12 protein-coding genes are annotated in these 14960 nt (G+C 56.2%); all 12 read right to left on the reverse strand.

Features of this window, described 5'->3' with window-relative positions; genetic code table 11:
* Positions 1-112: 112 nt before the first annotated feature.
* Positions 113-1924, reverse strand: coding sequence for an allophanate hydrolase (gene atzF / locus KXU80_RS06485; protein WP_219837425.1), 1812 nt, complete (start codon positions 1922-1924; stop codon positions 113-115).
* On the reverse strand, positions 1921-5565 hold the full coding sequence (gene uca, locus KXU80_RS06490) for an urea carboxylase (RefSeq protein ID WP_219837426.1): 3645 nt from the start codon (positions 5563-5565) through the stop codon (positions 1921-1923). The genes atzF and uca overlap by 4 nt, the downstream gene beginning before the upstream one ends.
* 25 nt (positions 5566-5590) lie before the next feature.
* The gene (locus KXU80_RS06495) at positions 5591-6241 is read right to left on the reverse strand and encodes an urea amidolyase associated protein UAAP2 (RefSeq protein ID WP_219837427.1); all 651 of its coding nucleotides are present in this window, start codon (positions 6239-6241) and stop codon (positions 5591-5593) included.
* Positions 6242-6349: 108 nt separating this feature from the next.
* Positions 6350-7072, reverse strand: a complete 723-nt coding sequence (locus KXU80_RS06500) for an urea amidolyase associated protein UAAP1 (RefSeq protein WP_219837428.1) — start codon at positions 7070-7072, stop codon at positions 6350-6352.
* Positions 7073-7401: 329 nt separating this feature from the next.
* The gene (locus KXU80_RS06505; protein WP_219837429.1) at positions 7402-9339 is read right to left on the reverse strand and encodes an LTA synthase family protein; all 1938 of its coding nucleotides are present in this window, start codon (positions 9337-9339) and stop codon (positions 7402-7404) included.
* Positions 9340-9363: 24 nt separating this feature from the next.
* Positions 9364-10242 (reverse strand): radical SAM/SPASM domain-containing protein, encoded by an 879-nt coding sequence (locus KXU80_RS06510; protein ID WP_219837430.1) that lies wholly within the window; start codon positions 10240-10242, stop codon positions 9364-9366.
* 193 nt (positions 10243-10435) lie between these two features.
* Positions 10436-10762: a hypothetical protein gene (locus KXU80_RS06515; RefSeq protein WP_219837431.1), complete on the reverse strand. Its 327-nt coding sequence runs from the start codon at positions 10760-10762 to the stop codon at positions 10436-10438.
* A gap of 109 nt (positions 10763-10871) precedes the next feature.
* Positions 10872-11168: a DUF6509 family protein gene (locus tag KXU80_RS06520; RefSeq protein ID WP_219837432.1), complete on the reverse strand. Its 297-nt coding sequence runs from the start codon at positions 11166-11168 to the stop codon at positions 10872-10874.
* Between the two features lie 65 nt (positions 11169-11233).
* Positions 11234-11911, reverse strand: a complete 678-nt coding sequence (locus KXU80_RS06525; protein WP_219837433.1) for a DUF4166 domain-containing protein — start codon at positions 11909-11911, stop codon at positions 11234-11236.
* A complete protein-coding gene (locus KXU80_RS06530; RefSeq protein WP_219837434.1) occupies positions 11895-12869 on the reverse strand; it encodes a DoxX-like family protein in 975 nt (324 codons plus the stop codon). Before KXU80_RS06530 ends, KXU80_RS06525 begins: the two co-directional genes overlap by 17 nt.
* Before the next feature lie 143 nt (positions 12870-13012).
* Positions 13013-13648 carry a response regulator transcription factor gene (locus KXU80_RS06535; protein ID WP_219837435.1) on the reverse strand — a complete coding sequence of 212 codons (636 nt, stop codon included), beginning with the start codon at positions 13646-13648 and terminating at the stop codon, positions 13013-13015.
* 8 nt (positions 13649-13656) lie between these two features.
* A complete protein-coding gene (locus KXU80_RS06540; protein ID WP_258171294.1) occupies positions 13657-14931 on the reverse strand; it encodes a sensor histidine kinase in 1275 nt (424 codons plus the stop codon).
* Positions 14932-14960 lie beyond the last annotated feature (29 nt).

The following is a 14960-nucleotide window of genomic DNA, read 5'->3' on the forward strand; positions in this document are numbered from 1 at the left end:
ATTATACGCCTCCCTTCGCTTAACCTTCTAGTGCCGGCGGTGACGCAGCCCACGTGAAACAGTTCAGCCGCGCCCATTGGTGTGGACGCGGCTGACGAATGGCGCAACGCTCTTATTGAAGGACTGCTTTGCGCCAGGAGCCGGCTTCGGTAATATCCTCCGCCGTAAGCGCAGCATAGGCCTCGCATGTAAATCCAGGCACTTCCGTGCCATCGTTTAATTCGACTTTTCCGATCCCGAGCGGCGCCGGGATGGAAGCGACGAAGCCGCCGAAAGCGCTGAGCGGCATCTCCCATACCTCCAGCGTAATCGCGGCACCGCCCTGCTCCTGCTTGATCATGCCCGGCTTCGCGGGCATTGTCGGCAGCTTCACAAGACGATATTTGGCCGCGCTCTCGGTCTCGCGGACGAAGACGGCCCCGCATGCCTGCATCTGCTTCTCCAGCGGAAATCCGCGCATATGCAAGCCGCAAACCGCGACGAGCGTCGTTGCAGGCTTGTTCTGCACCACATCGTCAGCACCTTCGCCGTCTTCCACGAGAACCGGCGGCTCCGGCGTTGTTACACCACCGATTGCTCGGCTGAACGCGGCAGCCGCGCCGCAAATCAGCGACTCCTCCTCGGCTGTCGCAAAGAAGGTCACGCCGAACGGCAGATCCGTCTCGGCTTCGCCCGCCTGCACGGCAACCGCACACAGATCCAGCAGGTTGCAGTGGTTCGTGTAACGGCCCATGTCGCTGTTCGTCGAGATCGGATCGCGCCGAACCTGCTCGCGCGTCCACGTGCCGCCGCAGGTCGGAAGCATAAGCACGGCATCTTCGAGCAGCTTCCTCGCTTCCAGCTTATACGCTTGAAGCTTATGCATCGCTTGAAAGACGGACGCAGCCGTATACGACGGCGAAGCGCCAGTTCGAAGCACCTGCTCCGTCACGGGGAATGCCGAACCGGGATGGCTTTCCACGAAGCCGCCAAGGTCCGCCCACCGTTCGGCGACAAGCGGTCCTCCGTACAGAATGGCCGCCGCATCCTCGAACAGCTCCTGCCCGGCATAAGTCACTGGAATATCCATCTCGTGGACAGCCGCGACTGCTGCATCCCAAGCCTCGCTGTACGGCTTCGCGAACGGTCCATAGAAAGCCGGCGTTTCCTTCGGCAGGACAATCCGTGAAGGAAGCCTGTTCGCGTCAGGCTGACGGAACTGCTTCGACCACGGATCCGAAGCTTCCAGCCCGCGCGCTGCCGCGTCCACTGCGAGCGCGTCTTCCAGATTATGCGCGAAAACGGTGACGCAGTCCAGGCTTGCGCAAGCCGGCAGAACACCCTTGGAGGGCCAAGCGCCCAAGCTCGGCTTGTAGCCGACCAAGCCGTTCAGCGCAGCCGGCACACGGCCCGAGCCCGCCGTATCCGTGCCGAGCGCGAACACAGCCTGGCCCCGGGCGACCGACACGGCGGAGCCCGAGCTGGAGCCGCCGCTGATCAGCTCCGGTCGCAGCGAATTATGCGTTTCGCCGTACGGGCTGCGCGTGCCAACGAGTCCAGTGGCGAACTGATCAAGGTTCGTCTTGCCGAGCGGTATCGCGCCGGCATCGATCAGCCGCTGTACAACTGCTGCGCTCTCGTTCGGCAAATAGGAGAAATCGGGACATGCCGCCGTTGTTGGCACGTCATCCAAGTCGATATTGTCTTTAATCGCGAACGGAATTCCCCAGAGCGGGGAGCTGGCGGGATCCGTCTCTTCCAGCCGATCCAAATAGGGCTTGATATGCGCCATTGCCGGCGGCGTAATCCAGATATTCATGGATGCATCGGCATCCGCGCGGCGGATGATTTCGTCGATGACCGCCGCAGGGGTCAGCATACCGTTCGAGTATTGCTCGCGAAGCCATTCCATTGTGAAACGAGCCGGCCAGTGTACGTTTGTCATGCCATCGATACCTCTCTTTCGCTTTCCATTACAAGCCCAACGATCAATTGACCCGTGTGCACCTCATCGCCCGGCTTCACGAAGAGTGCGGAGACGACACCGTCGCACGGCGCTGTCTGGGAGAATTCCATCTTCATGCTCTCCTCGATGATGAGCGTGTCTCCTTTCTTGACCGGCTGTCCTTCCTTCACTAGCACCTTCCAAACGCTGCCCGGCATCGTGCAGCGGACGCCGACCGTGCCTGCCGGCAGCTCATCCTCCTCGGCAGATCTCGCCGAGTCGCTCTCGGATACGTATTCGGCCAGTCCGAGCGCTTTCCAGCTCTCGCGTTCGGCTTTGAATGCCGTTTGCTGCATGTTCCGGAACGTTTCCGTGCTGTCCTCGATCGAGGACAGAAACGCTAAGTATTCGCTAAGCTCGAATGTCGTTTCCGTTATATCTGCCTCGAATCGGCCTCTCATGAAATCCTCCCGTAACTGCAGCAGCTCCTCGCTGCTGACAGGGTAGAACTGGATTTGATCGAAGAAGCGCAGCAGCCACGGCTTCCCGGCTTGGAAGCTGGCCGTTTCGCGGCTTAAATGATTCCACATTTGAATTGTGCGGCCCACGAATTGGTAGCCGCCAGGTCCTTCCATTCCGTAGATGCACATGTATGCCCCGCCGATGCCGACCGCATTCTCCGGCGTCCACGTCCGTGCCGGGTTGTACTTCGTCGTCACGAGCCGGTGACGCGGATCGATCGGCGTCGCGACCGGCGCCCCCAAGTAGACGTCGCCAAGGCCGAGAACCAGATAATTCGCGTCGTAGACGATTTGCTGCACGTCATCGATGCGCTCAAGTCCGTTAATGCGACGGATGAACTCCAGGTTGCTCGGACACCAAGGCGCATCCGGGCGAACGTTCTGCTGATAGCGATCGATCGCCAGCTGCGTTGCCGGGTCATCCCATGAAAGAGGCAGCCGAACGATACGCGAAGGTACCTTGATGGATTCCAGCGACGGCAGGCTGCTGTCCAGCTCTAGAATACGCGCGCAGGCCTCCTGCACCGTCGTCCCTGTCGGATCGATATGCACCTGGAGCGAACGGATGCCCGGCGTCAAATCCTGCACCGGAATCGCGCCGCTCGCTTCGATGGCTTCCATAAGCGCATGCACCTGAAAACGCAGCAGCAGATCCAGCTCCATCTCTCCGTATTCCACGAGAATGTTCTCGTCTCCGCTGCAGCGAATCGTAATCGGGAAACGGCGGTTCTCCGTCTCCTGGTGGAGAATCGGATAGGCCGGGACGATTTCCGTCTTCGTTTGCGGCAGCTCGGCCGGAACAAGCCTGCTCCATGCTCGTTCGCCGATGGCATCCAGATTCTGATCCTGCAGCGCGCGCAGGCGGTCCGCTTCCTCAAGCGTCAGCAGCTGGAACCGGACTTTATCGCCGGGATGCAGCTGACCGAGCTTCCAGAACTCCGCCGATGCCGTCGTAACGGGACAGACGAAGCCGCCGAGACTTGGCCCGTCCGGTCCGAGCAGAATCGGCATATCGCCAGTCAAATCAAGCGTCCCGACCGCATAAGCGTTGTCGTGGATGTTGGACGGATGAAGACCTGCTTGGCCGCCGTCCTCGCGCGCCCAATGCGGTGCCGGTCCAATCAGCCGGACGCCGGTGCGCGAGCTGTTGAAATGCACCTCGAACTCCGTATCCGCAAGTTCTTTCAAATAAGAAGGCTTCAAATATTCTTCCGTGCAGTGAGGACCTGGAATAACGCCGATCGTCCATGTGCGAGTCATCTGCGGACGGTCTGTGTCATGCAGTTGCATGAGCGCTGCAGGTTCTGCTCCGCTGCGATTGACGCCGAGCACATCGCCCGCGCGAAGCGCTCTGCCGCCATGGCCGCCGAAGCCGCCGAGCGTGAACGTCGCCGAGCTGCCCAGAATCTTGGGCATATCGAAGCCGCCGCCGACCAGCAGATACCCTCGCATGCCTGCCGCTGCTTCGCCGAATTGAAGCACTTGCCCTTTGCGTACCCGAACAGGCTGATACATTGGCATGGCCTCATCGTCCAGCTTGGCTTCCATCCCCGCACCGGTCAAACAAATCCATAGATCGCTGCGGAACTGATATGAACCGCCGCGAAGCGTGAGCTCCAGTCCCGCTGCATCGTCCTTATTGCCCAGCAGCCGGTTGCCGATCCGGAAGGAGAGCGGATCCATCGGACCGCACGGCGGTACACCAACATCCCAATAGCCCTTCCGTCCCGGCCAATCCTGTACCGTCGTTTGCACGCCGCCGTCAATGACTTCGATCGCGCGCTCGGACGGCTCGAAGCTGTTCAGCAGCTGTGTGTACACATTCCCGCTTAAACACGACTCTTCGCCAAGAAGGGCTTGCACGTACTGCAGATTCGTCGTAATTCCGTACAACCTTGTCTCGTCCAGCGCTGCAGTCAGCTTCGCGATCGCATCGGCGCGGTTGTCGCCGTGCACGATGATTTTGGCCAGCATTGGGTCATACAAGGTGGTTACGGTTATTCCATCGCGAACCCAAGATTCGATCCGCGCATTCTCCGAGAACCTCACTTGATCCAGCTTGCCTGCGCTCGGGCGGAAATTGTGCAGGCAGTCCTCGGCATAGATGCGCGCTTGTATGCTATGGCCCTTCGGCTGCTTCACCAGCGACTCGATATTTCGAAGCTCATTCGCTGCTTCCAGCACCATCCATTCCACGAGATCGATGCCGAGCACCTCTTCGGTCACGCCATGCTCCACTTGAAGACGCGTGTTCACTTCGAGGAAGTAGAACCGGCATGTTTCCGGATCGTACAAATATTCGATCGTACCCGCGCTCCGATAGCCGACCTCTGCGGCAAGCCGCTTCGCTGAGGCGAACATGTCTTGACGCACGCTCTCCGGCAAATTCGGTGCCGGGCTCTCTTCGATCACCTTCTGATTGCGGCGCTGAATGGAGCAGTCGCGCTCGCCGAGCGTCGCCACTTCGCCAAACTGATTGCCGAAGATTTGCACCTCGACATGGCGTGCCTTCGCAATGTATTTCTCGAGGAAAATACCGCCGTTCTTGAAATTCGTTTCCGCCAAATGGCGTACGCCGTCAAATGCCTGACGCAGCGAGGCTTCGTCCCCGCAAACGCGCATGCCGATGCCGCCGCCGCCCGCCGTGCTCTTCAGGATGACGGGATAACCGATAATCTCCGCTTGTTCGAGCGCTTCGTCCAGCTCTGCAATCAATGCCGTTCCGGGCAGCATCGGGACGCCCGCCCGCTCCGCGATTTCGCGTGCGGAGTGCTTCAGGCCGAACATTTCCATTTGCTCCGGCGTCGGTCCGATGAAGACGATGCCGTGCTCTCGGCATGCACGGGCAAAGGCCGCGTTCTCGCTGAGAAAGCCGTAGCCGGGGTGGATGGCCTGAGCGCCGGTCTCGATGGCCGTGCGGAGGATCCGGTCGACATCCAAGTAGCTTTCCTTGGCCGGTCCTGTACCGATCAGAACGGCTTCATCGGCGCCATCGACATGCAGGCTGTCTTGGTCTGCGCTCGTATAGACGGCAACGGACTGAATGCCAAGCCTGCGAAGCGTGCGCTCGATGCGAACGGCGATGGCGCCGCGATTGGCGATTAGAATTTTCGTAAACATGGTAATCCCTCCCGGTTCATTCTCTCTATGGATTCCAAATCAACACGCGGATCGGTGTCGGGTTATAGGCATTGCACGGATTGTTAAGCTGCGGACAGTTGCTGATCAGTACCGTCGTGCGGCAGATCGCTTCCATCTCCACATAACAGCCCGGCGCGGACACGCCGTCCGCAAACCGCAGCCCGCCATCCGGCGAAACCGGCACGTTCATGAAAAAATTCACATTCGGCGCGAGATCGCGCTTCGTGTAGCCGCCGCCATGCTGCGCCAGCTGCAGCATGAACGTGTCGCGGCAGTTATGCATGTGAAGCTTGTCGTGGGAATAGCGGACCGTGTTGCTCTGTGCGGAGCAGGAGCCGCCGACCGTATCATGCCTGCCGCATGTATCGGCGACGATCTTCAGCAGCGCTTTGCCCGATTCCGCGCGAAGCACGGAGCCCGTGGTCAGGTATATGTTTTGCTGGCCGGCAATGGTCGCGACCGCACTATAATGATCCTCTGGATGATCGGCATCGAAGAACAGCGTATCCGCCGCCTGATTGCCCTCCATATCCACGATGCGCAGCACCTGTCCCGGCTCAAGCGCTCTCATCCACCCGTCGCCTGCCAAAACAATCTCATCAACGGTGGCATCCTCTTCCCTAAATTGACTTTCAACCCGGATAAATGATGACATGGGATAACCTCCTAAAAGTTTTTGCGTTGCTACCTGAGATTCTTCCTCGCGAGCAAAAACTAGCATCGGAAGCATAAGCCAAGTTTTTGCGATACGTCTTTGAGTCACCTATTGACCGGTCAGCAGGTAATACGCCGCCGTATTCTCGAACGCGCGGCGGTTCTCGCCTCGGAAGTTGTAGCAGTAATCGCTCTCCGGTTGGAAATCTGCCGCGCTCGCGACCTCCAGTTGTACGGCCGCCGCCGGATACACGGCGCTCGGGTTAAGCGGATTCGGCGTATTCGAGAGAACGAGCAGCACATCCATGTCCGTGCGCAGCGTAACGGACTGTCCTTCGCCGCAATGCGCGGCATCGTAGATCATCCGGCCTTCGTCGTCGACGTACACCTTCGAGAACAAATTGACGACCGGCCCCAAATCCCGCTTGCTGAGTCCGCAGCGCACCAGCTCTACGGCAAAATTCTCATATCCGCTCCGCAGCCAATCGTTGCGAAGCGCCTGATAGCTCGTCGTACCGTATTTCGCGTCCGTTCCCTCTCTAGTCGTATAGCCGCTGATCGTATCGTGCCAGCCGAGCTCATCCTCGACGATACTCGCGAGCACGCGTCCATTGTCACTCATCAATACATTGCCGCGTGTAAGATGCGCCGTATATTGCGCCTTCAAGGAGTCAGGCATGTTGTAGCGCTCCGTCAAGTCCTTCGCATTGAACAGCATCAGTGAGAGATTAGCTCCGGGCTGCAGCGCGGTAAACGTGAGCAGACGGCCTCTGCCCACCACGCCTGACCATTTGTCGCCGGGCTGAATGGTCTTGCTCCATAGATTCGTCATCGTACGTCCTCCTTCGAATAGGTACTTAATAAAACAAAAAAGCCTGAGAGTCGTGACCTCCCAGGCTTTTATCCTTCCGTGTTATGCAGTGTGGGCCGGTGCTAGGCACGCTTGCTCTTCTGCACACTATCTCTTGGACCAGACTTGATGAACGAAGTCATGCTTCGTGCTCAACGGAACCCTAGATAGCTTTTTTGTTCTCAATAGCTGACATGAGAACCGATATGTGATTGTAATAACCTGCTATTGATACGTATTATAGGCGTGAAGCTTTCAATGTGTCAATATTTATGTCAGGTTTTATTACATTGATATCAAATTACGCCCTGCTAGCGCTTCGGCAGCGACCGTACATAGCGGTCGGACACGTCCATCAGCTTCAAGATGTAGTCGTAATCTTGCCGGTAAGGGGACAGATCTTTCACCGGCTCCAGCGTCTTGATGTTAATTGCGGTGCCGTCGTCGAAGCCTTGGCCCGGTACGAACAGAATATCGTTGTTGAAGAAAGACCCCGTTGGCAGATAATAGCGTGAGCCGACGACGTTCTGATCGATATTCAGCAAATCATGGCCGAACGCCGTATAGTTCTCTTGGGCAAGCGATATACCAAGCAAATTCGCGACCGTCGGCATAATATCGAGCTGTCCGCCGACCTGCTCAACGACTTTGCCCGCCTTCTCGTCCGGCGTATGAATGATGAGCGGGATATTGAACCGCGACACTTGCGGATCGTATTTGATCCCGAGCGCCTGGCTGACCTGCGCAGGATCGGTGTCATTCGGCTGAAGTCCGAAATGATCGCCGTACAGGACGAGAATGGTATTGTCCCAGATGCCCTCCGCCTTCATCCGATCGATCAGCGTGCCGATCGCGTAGTCCGTATAATTGACGGCGAGCAAATAATTGCCGAGCTGCGTATCCTTTAAATTCGCCGGAAGCGCCATTTTCGCCCGGTCCGCAGGCACTTCAAACGGGAAGTGGCTGGACACGGTAATGAACTGGCCGAAGAAGGACTGATGGCTGCGGCTTACTTCGCCCAGCTTGTCGACGGCAACGCGGTAAAGCTCCTCGTCGGATGCGCCAAAGCTGTTGAAATTGTCATTCTTGTAGAACGGTTTATCGTAATAATGGCTGAATTGAAGTGCCGCGTAAAGCTTATTGCGGTCCCAGAATGTCACGTCGTTGACATGGAACGTGTCCGCCGTATAGCCCTGCTTCTCCAGCAATCTCGGCAGACTCGGAATCGTTCGGTCTCCGTAGCCGGTCGACATGGCGATCTTGGCCGTTGGATAGATGGACGTGTTCGACATGAACTCCGCATCCGATGTATTCCCTTGACCGATCTGTTGGAAAATATGAGGGAAATAATAGCTGCCGTCCGCCAGCTTGTTCAGCACCGGCGTAATTTCCTGTCCGTTCAGCTTCAGATGAATCGGGAAGTTCTGGAACGCCTCCATCTGAATGAAGATGACGTTCTTGCCTTTTTGCGAAGCAAAGTACGCCGGCGTTCCGCCCTGCTGCTTCTTGTACGGATAGCTCGCCTGAAGCGTTTCCGCCTCCGTGGCGATTTCGGCCGTATTGCCTTCTGCCGCGATACTGTCGTCCTTGGCTGCCTTAATGGCGGCAGATACCTGATAATTCAAGAACCCTTCCTGCTCGGCTTCGACCAGCTCATTCTGAATCGGCATGCCGACTTGAATGAACCGCGCCGACAGCATAACGCTTAGGATGAGGATGACCGACAGGACAACGCGGTATAAAGGCGTCGCGCCCCCATATACGCTTCTCCCACGATCGGATCGGCGCCTTGCGCTGACTGCTGCCGCGATCCAAACAATGAGGCCGATGACGATATCGGTAAAGAACCAATAATGGCTCCACTGGATGGTCGACTCGACGCTCGATTTGATCTTGGTCACTTGGTGAAGCTCGTATAAGGCCGTGTAGGTCGGCACGGAGCCGAAATGCTCAAAATAAACAGCTGCCGAGAACAGGAGCATCGAATAAATCAGATTGAGGCCGCCGTACGCCCATGCCTTCACCCTCGCAGGCGTAACCAGCTCCAGCAGACAGAGAATGACAAGCACAGCCGATGCATCGGCTGCCAGTCGCGGCCATTCGATCTCATGAAACAGAAAATGACGCAGCAGTACCATTTTGGACAGGAAGAGCACAATTGCCGTATAGAACAACGGGATGCCCGCCGTCCGTCTCTCTCGATTCAAGTAGCTCAATTGCTTATTGGTCTTAAACGTATACTCACTCATAACGAATTGCGAAACCTCTCTTCTTTACATGCTGAACCGCTGACGGTACCCGCATTTGCGGCATAGCTCCTCTACCACTTCACGGCGGGAGAACCCGTCGTATAGCCGGTTCGCTCGTTCCCCTTCGATAATGTCCGAGAACGAAGTTTGGTTGATGTTGCCCAGATTAATGACGCCTTCGCCGTCCAGGCAGCAGGGAATGACCGTCCCGTCGACGAGAATGCCCGCCTGATTGCGCAGCCCGTGGCAGAAGCCCTTGCTCTCGTCTTCTTCCTCCTTCAAATCCGGCCATTTGAACTCATGGTCATGGTTCAAGTAGACCCTGTCAGCAATCTTAATGCCCTTGCCCCGCGTGAACTGATCCTGAATGCGGTAATCCAGCTGAAATTCACGCTCAATTTGATCCAAAATCTCTTGATTCCGCTGGCGGTCAACGTTTGTCGCGTTGTCTTCCGTCAAATTCCAAAGCCGCAGCGAAATAAGTACGTCGGAGGCGGCAACGGCCTCCTTGGTGAATTGTAGCACCTTGGCCACGTAACCTTCTTTATCGACGGACCCTTCATGCCCGTCGAAGCTGTGCAGCGAGAAGTTGATTTGCCGCAGTGCAGGCTTGCCTATAATCTTAGGACCGGCCTTGTGCAGCAGCGTGCCGTTCGACGTTAAATTTACCTTGAAGCCCCGCTCGTGGCTGAGATCGAGAAGCTGATCGATTTTGGGATGCAGCAGCGGCTCGCCTTTGACATGGAAATAAATATGATCCGTATGCGGTTTGATTTCATCCAGCCGCTTCGTAAAGTCAGCGATGCTGATAAAGCCCTTCTCTCTGTGCGTCGGCGGACAGAACGAGCACGCCAGGTTGCATACGCTCGTAATTTCGATATAAAACTTCTTGAACTTCTTCATCCCTATAAGCCCCGTTTCAACGAATCGATTGCAATCGCATACCCTCCATTATAAGACGGTGCGGCAAGGGCTGTCCACTTTGGCTCGCTGGAAACCGCCTCCCGAATGCCGCCGGAAACAAAGAAGCAGGACCCCTAATAGGAGTCCTGCATATGTCCATCCGAGCAAATAGCAGCGCAGTCGACTTCAATTCCTATGCATTCTGCAGCATCCGATGCATCTCGTCCTTCGTCCGGACCACCTTCAGGACATGCTCGGCGGAAATATCCGATTTGTCCTCGCTGCGAAACGTCCTTCCTTCCAATCGGTAGCCGTTTGCTCTGGCCAGCGAGTAGAATTCGCACAGCTGATTGGCAATTCGTACGGCCTGATCCTTGGTCGACGCCGTATATAGCGTATTGCCGAAACTGAGTGGATTGCTGTTGCTTTGAATGTTGACATTGTAGGCCTCAGCGCCGCCTTCTGCCTGCTTCACCAAAATTTGATTGTTAAAACAATTCAACAGATAATGGATCGTCATGTCATTCACCGCCTAATCACTTTGTTTCGGCCCGCCTTCGCTTGCCGTACTGTTTATTAAACGGGCTGTACCTTTATGAAACGGCGAGCGTGCACAACCCTTTCCTAGTTTATTCCTCCGCTTCGGAGAAATGCGCGCTGCAGAAGGAATCTATCAGCTGCTCTTCTTCATCCTCCAGGTCGAAATCGAAATAGCGGTCGTTCGTTCTCTCGTACAGCTCGTACTTGACGATTTTGCCCACTTCGCCGTCCACGCGGTAGATGACGCGTATGTACAAGCCGCCCTCGACGAACAGATCATCGTCCTCTGCAACCTCGATCTCGAGCTTGAATTCATACCGGTCGCCGACGAGTATGCCGAACGGATCTCTGATTTTCTCCACCGTAAAAGCTTCAATTGCGATCAATGCCCTCATCCTTCCTGTCTTCATCGCCTCCATTATACCGTGTGTAGGCTGATCTTTCTAATCCGCTACTCTCGGAACTCCTCGCGCAGCGGCTTGACCTCGTACGGCGTTTTCCTGCCCGCCGTCGGAATGACGGAAGCCTGGAACGTGCCGCGGTATTGGAACACCGGTCCGAAGATCGGATTTCGGATATCCGCCTCGATCCGGTAACAGGCTGCTTCGTCGTCATACCATTCATGAATGTTCGCTTCGCCCGTTAAGCCGGCGGGGACGCGGAACTGCAGTATACCTGCGTAGAAGCGCTGCTCACGCGATATGATGCGAATACCGCCTTGCTCGGATACGATGAAATCCAGATCGACGGCGAGATGCTGCTTCGTCCCCAAGTAATCCACGATGCTCCTGCGCTCTCTGCTGTAAATCATCGTTGCGTCGAACTTACGTGTGGCATCCGGAAAATGGAACCGCCGAATCCACGTTACCGTTTCCCGGCCGTACGAATCGGTGTATGCGTAGTTGGAGACGGTAAACGGAATGTTCGCGCCGCCCTGCGGAAACATCATATGGCGCTGCGAGCCCAGCTTAAGCGGTGCCGCTGCCCATTTGGCATACCATACGCGTTCCATCACCCCTTCGCCGATGGAAGCAATGCCGGCCTCGCTGTCGAAGCCGAACCGCTCCTGCATGCGGGGATGAAGCGATTCAAACTGCTTGCCTAGCACCTGTTCATAGATCGATCTCATTTGTCTTGCCCTCCTTGTGGGCTGTGGAATTTGGACTGCGTTTGCATCGGCTTGCCCGTGGCAGATCGTCGATCGTCCATACCGCTGCAGCGGCTAGCGCAAGCATGCCGGCAGCAAGCGCAATGGGATTGTACGGCGATACGAGCAGCGCGGGCTGGTTAACAGCAGCAAGTACGGCCATGGCAATGAGCAGCACGGATTGAAGTTTGTACATAACCTTGGAACGATGAAAGAAAAGTATCGCTGCCCCCACGATGATTTCCGCGATTCCGTTTGCACGTATGACCGTCAAAGGATCAAATCCGTTGAACCAGCCAACGGTTTCCACAATCGCAAGCTCGCCGGACTGCGGATAAAGCAGCTTCGGAAGCAGGCCCTGCAAGGTCCATAAGACAGCCAGAACAAGCATGGACAGGTAGTGAATCCAAGCACGCTGTATGTTTAACCGAGGCGGAATGCCTCGTTCCAGCCAGATGCGCAGCAGATCGAAGCTCCAAGCCGTCGCAAAGCCGAACAGGGGGCGAAACAGCAGATAATCCGTCCATTTGCCAAGCAGGCCGAAGCGCGTCTGGTAATCGTACTGCGATATGAACGTCACGGACTGCGAGTCGCTGCCCGCGCTGCCTTCGCCGACATATTTCCAATAGCCCGCTCCATGACTCAGCAGCGATAATGGCTGTTCCGTGCCGAAAGCAAGCGTCGACAGCCGTACGCTGCGTTTGGGGGATATCACCGACCGCGATTCCCCGGTTCCCCGAATCTGCAGTCCGAATCCGATTCGTGTACTGTACGTAAACAGCTGCTGCCCGTCCTCTTTCGCTTTCGGGAGGTACGTGATATCCGTGAACCGCAGATCCCACTGTTTGTGAAGCGCGGGATTCTGCGTATGCTCCCAGATCGTATCCATGTCTGCCTGTATGGTCGTTTCCACATAAATAGCGGTTTTGCTTCTGCTCATCGCATCGCTCAGCTCCTCTGTAAGGCAAGTATAACGGCGAATCGTGCAATCTGAGCAGAACCAACTTTCATGGTACGCATGCAAAAAAGAGTACTACGAATCGTAGTACCCCTGCTGATAAGTCCCCGTTATTACGCCAAATTTCACTCCGGATTACGCGGCATGCCTTTGCGGCTTACTTTCTCGACAGCCTCGCGGCTGCTTCGTACGCCGAGCTTCTTTAACATCTTGTTCACCTGGTTCTTGAGCGTGCTCTCGGCCTTGTAGAGCTTCCGTTCGATCTGCGACTGCGTGAAGCCTTCTTCGATCAGCTCGAATACTTCGCGTTCCGCGGCGGTCAGGCCCTTCAGCTGCTCTTCCCGCTTCAGCCGCGCGAATTCTTTCAGCAGCGCATCCATGGGCGCGGAATGATGGAAGGCGCTTCGGATCGCATGCGGCAGCTGCAAGAAGCTCGTCTTCTCGATATAATTGACAGCTCCGGCAGTAAATGCTTTGGTCATGACCTGCTCGTCGTTGACGGACGAGAGCATGATGATCTTGGCCTTGGGCACTAGCTCGTGGATTTCAAGCGCGGTATAGAGACCCTCATGCTTCCGGTCGGTCAATTGAATGTCCATGAGCACCACATCGAATGCCACGGTTCGCGCGAATTGAACGGCTTCCGCCGAATTCGTCACCGCGCCGACCACCAGCATATCCGTTTCCCGGTTAATGAACGTTGTGATGGCTTTGATCCAGTCCAGATCATCCTCCACGAGAAACACCCGTATCGCACTCATCTGATCTCTCATTCCTTCACTTGTTTCTTGCGCGGAAACCGGAGCGTCACCCGCGTCCCGATACCGATTTGACTGTCCAGCGTCAAGGTACCCCCGCTGCTCAGCATCACGTTATACGCATAAGACAACCCTAGACCGTAATTCGCGGTCTCGCTCTTCGTGCTGTAGAACGGCTCCAGCACTTGGCGAAGCTGCTTCGCGGGAATACCCGAACCGGTATCTTGAAGCGCCGCCTCGATATACCGTTTGTCACCTTCAAGGGTCAAATGAAGATGGCCGCCCTCGCTCATCGCCTCGATCGCGTTTCGGATCATATTGCCGATCGCCTCCCTGATATGAACGGGGTCGATCGACAGCAGCGGCCGCTCCAGCGGCGAGAACGAGAACGTAATGCCCTTCTCATCCAGCAGCAGGACATGCTGTTCCAAGCTTTCTTCGAAAATGCGGTCGAGGCGGCTCGGCGTTTCGTACAGCACGATCGCTTTCGTCTGATTATGGATGCGTGTAACCATGTCCAGCATATGAGAGGAGGCATTGGCTATGATTGCTAAATGCTGCTTCGTTTCTTCATCGCCGGGAGCGAGATGATTGCCGAGATTTAATGTGCTTAGCGCGATTTTGCCAATCTCGTTCTTGATGGTATGATTCAGAATCGCCGTTCCGGAGCTGACGGCTTTCATCGTCGTATCAAGCGGATCATGCTCGATGCGGAGCTTTACGCCGAGCACGCCGTAGATGAATACGCAGAGTAAACCTAGCGATAAGGAGTAGATAATGAAGAAGGAGATGTAGGTAAAGAAATCGAAATCAGGCCGGATGGCGCGCGCCACATTGATGAACCCTAACACGGCAAGCAGCGTAGGAACAATAATCAGCGTCGTGACGAGACGGCTGCGCCTTCTTGCAGCATCCTTCTCGAGCCAGAGCGCTCGAATCAATAGGTAACAGGAGCATAGATAGAACGGTCCCGCCCACCCCAGCAGCACGCGGTAGTCAAGCTCCAGGATGGGATGTATAGGCGTAATGATCAACATGAACACCGAAGGAAGCATAAGAACGGCTTTCAAAGCCGTCCTCTTCCTGTTATTCTTCGGCAGAGCAGCCCCGTACGACAAGCTGAAAATAAGAATACCATACGGCGTCCAAGTCTGATTGATAAAGACGGCGGCTTCGGAAGCCCACTTCCAGTCGGCCTGATTGAACGTATCCTCCAAGCCGCCGATCGAAGCGCAGGCGAGGAAGAACGCCGCCCAGCGATTCGTCTCCCGGCGGTAATTGTTCATAAGCAGCACCACCGCCGCTGCCAGCAGTG

Source organism: Paenibacillus sp. R14(2021) (assembly GCF_019431355.1).
Taxonomy (GTDB): domain Bacteria; phylum Bacillota; class Bacilli; order Paenibacillales; family Paenibacillaceae; genus Paenibacillus_Z.

Coding starts and splice junctions, on each gene's coding strand:
- KXU80_RS06535 (WP_219837435.1), bottom strand. CDS start 13,648: ATGAGTGCGATACGGGTGTTTCTCGTGGAGGATGATCTGGACTGGATC.
- KXU80_RS06505 (WP_219837429.1), bottom strand. CDS start 9,339: ATGAGTGAGTATACGTTTAAGACCAATAAGCAATTGAGCTACTTGAAT.
- KXU80_RS06500 (WP_219837428.1), bottom strand. CDS start 7,072: ATGACGAATCTATGGAGCAAGACCATTCAGCCCGGCGACAAATGGTCA.
- KXU80_RS06515 (WP_219837431.1), bottom strand. CDS start 10,762: ATGACGATCCATTATCTGTTGAATTGTTTTAACAATCAAATTTTGGTG.
- KXU80_RS06510 (WP_219837430.1), bottom strand. CDS start 10,242: ATGAAGAAGTTCAAGAAGTTTTATATCGAAATTACGAGCGTATGCAAC.
- KXU80_RS06540 (WP_258171294.1), bottom strand. CDS start 14,931: ATGAACAATTACCGCCGGGAGACGAATCGCTGGGCGGCGTTCTTCCTC.
- uca (WP_219837426.1), bottom strand. CDS start 5,565: ATGTTTACGAAAATTCTAATCGCCAATCGCGGCGCCATCGCCGTTCGC.
- atzF (WP_219837425.1), bottom strand. CDS start 1,924: ATGACAAACGTACACTGGCCGGCTCGTTTCACAATGGAATGGCTTCGC.
- KXU80_RS06525 (WP_219837433.1), bottom strand. CDS start 11,911: ATGAGATCGATCTATGAACAGGTGCTAGGCAAGCAGTTTGAATCGCTT.
- KXU80_RS06495 (WP_219837427.1), bottom strand. CDS start 6,241: ATGTCATCATTTATCCGGGTTGAAAGTCAATTTAGGGAAGAGGATGCC.
- KXU80_RS06530 (WP_219837434.1), bottom strand. CDS start 12,869: ATGAGCAGAAGCAAAACCGCTATTTATGTGGAAACGACCATACAGGCA.